The following is a 2,226-nucleotide window of genomic DNA, read 5'->3' as shown; positions in this document are numbered from 1 at the left end:
TTGCCAGCGATAGCGGTGGGTCAGCCAACATCAATATTGACTGTCAGACTGCAATCGCTGGCAAGCCAGCTCCCACAGGGTTTGTCTGTGGTTCAGAGGATATTGGAGTAATCCGCCTCGATCCGGTCCAGGCTCAAGTGATTGAGGAAGTTGGAGAAGCACATCCACGCCGACAGCGCGTTCATGTCGCGGAACTGTTCCGGCAGGTATTTCGGCGGCACCACCAGACCTTCATCGACCAGTTGACGCAGGGTACGCATGTCCTCCAGGGTGGTCTTGCCGCAGAACAGCAGCGGTACCTGCTCAAGCTTGCCCTTACGCACGGCCAACTGAATGTAGTTGTAAACCATGATAAAGCCCTTGAGGTAGGACAAGTCTTTGGTGAATGGCAGACCGTTCGGCGTCGAGCCTCGGAACACCCGACTGGCGTTGCCGTAGCTTTCGGCCATTTCGAAACCCTGTTCGCGGAAGAACTCGAACACCTGCAAAAAGTCCGCGCCTTCCTCGACCATGTGAATGGCACGGGTGCGGTTGGTCAGTTTGCGCAGGCGACTCGGGTAGGAGGCAAAGGTGATGATTTCCATGAGGATCGCCAGGCCTTCCTGGGTCACTGTCGACGACGGTGGGCCCTTGGACAGGAAGGTGCAGATCGGCTGGTTCAGGCCGTTAAGCGTGGTGCCGACATGCACCAGGCCTTCGTGGACTTCCAGTGCACGCACGTCGCGGTCGTTGAACAGCGCGTCGGTGCGGATCTTGATGTAGTCGGCGCCTGCTGCCGCGTCGGCGACGATGCCGTCGGACTCGAACACGCGGATGGTTTCCTCGGCCTCGCCGAACACCTTGTTCAAACGGGTTTGCAACAGGTGTACGGCATCCTTGGCGGTGAGGACCTTCGGTTCGTCTTTCAGGTCGCCGCGGCCGTCGATGTTGTTCAGGTAGTCAGACATCATCAGGCCGAGGTCGGCCAGGGTCGGGTCGCCGGCGTGGAACGCATCGGACGCAGCGCCGTACAGCTCTTGCGAGATCAGGCCAAAATCTTCGGTGCCGCGCGCTTCGAGCATGCGCACCACCATCCGGTATTCCTTGCACATGCGCCGCATGATCTGCCCGACCGGGTTGAACTGGCCAAGCTGGCGGGTGATGTCGCGTTCGATGTTCTGGAACTCGAGTTTGACCTTGCTCGAATCGAAACTCAGCGGCCGATTGAGGTAGTAGTCGCGATCCACCGCCGGCATTTCCTTGCCCTTGGCCTTGAGAAAGCCCTTGCGGATGTTCTCGTCCCACTTCACCGCATCGAGCACGCGGATCGGCGTCTGCGCCAGCACAATGCGATCGGACAACGTGCGTATCGTCTGCTGGTAATCGTCCACCCGAAACTCCTGTAGAAAACTGAATTATTTGGCGCGGGCCTGGCGCTGATAGCGCGCGGCCTCGACGAAGACATCGGAATTGGCCGGATCGTCGAGGTAAGCAAAGACCTTGTCGAGGCTACTGTCGACTTGCACGCCGTCGCCGTCGTCCTCGGTCTGGAAAGCCTTGCCGTCGAAGACTTGCTGCTTGATCGCCTGATTGATCTGTTCGAGGTCGAGGTTGTACACCACCAGCTCGTGTTTGTCGGTGAGTTCGAAACCGGCGATGGCGTATTGGCCACCGTAACGCGCCGGCACTTTCGCCGACAGGTACCAGCGGCTGCCGTGGCGCGACACGGTGAACGCGTACGCCTCACGCTCGTGAGGCCGGGCCTTGAACCAGGTGATCGCCTGATAGCGATCATGGCCGACGCGGGTCAGCTCAAGGTTCATCGGCTCGCCCCAGGCATTGGTGCTCGACCACGTGCCCAGCAGGCCCTTGGGCGCCGACTCACTGGCGGGCAGCGGATCCTTGAAAGTCACCAGACAACCGCTGAGCAGCAGGAACGACAAGGCGATCAGCACGCCACGCCAGGCTTTCATTCAATACTCCCATGAACTCGCAATACCTCCCTGTAGGAGCTGCCGCAGGCTGCGATCTTTTGATCCTGATCTCTTAAAGCAAGATCAAAAAGATCGCACCTGCGGCAGCTCCTACATTGGGATCGTGTCAGACGGACAACAGGCTTACACCGAGGCCAGGACCAGATGCATGTACCGCGTCAGAATCCCGAGCATGTCCTGTTCGGCCAAAGGCTCGGCGTCGTTGAGCAGGCCCTGATATTCCATCCGTCCGATAATCGCCGTCAACACTTTG

Annotated in this window: 2 protein-coding genes and 1 pseudogene; all 3 read right to left on the bottom strand. The window is 59.2% G+C overall.

Annotated features, from left to right (window positions below; translation table 11 throughout):
• Positions 1–92 precede the first annotated feature (92 nt).
• Positions 93–1,370, bottom strand: a complete 1,278-nt coding sequence (locus tag HT737_RS21230; protein WP_047292802.1) for a flavohemoglobin expression-modulating QEGLA motif protein — start codon at positions 1,368–1,370, stop codon at positions 93–95.
• A gap of 24 nt (positions 1,371–1,394) precedes the next feature.
• Positions 1,395–1,952 (bottom strand): hypothetical protein, encoded by a 558-nt coding sequence (locus HT737_RS21225; protein ID WP_182403944.1) that lies wholly within the window; start codon positions 1,950–1,952, stop codon positions 1,395–1,397.
• Between the two features lie 144 nt (positions 1,953–2,096).
• A pseudogene (locus HT737_RS21220) lies at positions 2,097–2,226 on the bottom strand (TetR family transcriptional regulator); the annotation flags it as partial.

The sequence above is a fragment of the Pseudomonas sp. MD195_PC81_125 genome (genome assembly GCF_014060985.1).
In the GTDB taxonomy this organism is placed as follows: Bacteria; Pseudomonadota; Gammaproteobacteria; order Pseudomonadales; family Pseudomonadaceae; genus Aquipseudomonas; species Aquipseudomonas parakoreensis.
Note: the sequence above shows the minus strand (reverse complement) of the source record. Positions and strands in the feature narration are given on the sequence as shown.